Below are 280 nucleotides of genomic sequence, written 5' to 3'. Positions count from 1 at the left end.
ATAATCGTCTTCTGTTGTAACCCCATTGTTTGGAGTAGAATCTGGATCAGGCTGGCTGCTTGCTGTGACTTCAGCTACATTTACATAATTTCCTGTAGCATTCACTATAGCTGTTATTTGTAAAGTGTGAGTGGCTGCAATTGCCATATTTCCAACTGTCCATAAGCCTGTTGCTGGATTATAACTTCCAGCTGTTGCAGTATATGATACGTAAGTATACCCAGATGGGAGCAAATCGGTAACAGCAACACCATCTGTTGCTTGCGGCCCTGCATTATTT

General features: G+C 42.1%; 1 protein-coding gene. It reads right to left on the bottom strand.

What is annotated here, in order from left to right:
• Positions 1–280, bottom strand: a 280-nt coding sequence (locus DM397_RS00220; protein WP_162615415.1) for a DUF11 domain-containing protein, incomplete at both ends; no start/stop codon positions are given.

The organism is Flavobacterium nitrogenifigens (assembly GCF_003254565.1).
GTDB classification, from domain to species: domain Bacteria; phylum Bacteroidota; class Bacteroidia; order Flavobacteriales; family Flavobacteriaceae; genus Flavobacterium; species Flavobacterium nitrogenifigens.
The sequence above is the reverse complement of the archived record's forward strand: the minus strand, read 5'-3'. Positions and strand labels throughout refer to the sequence as shown.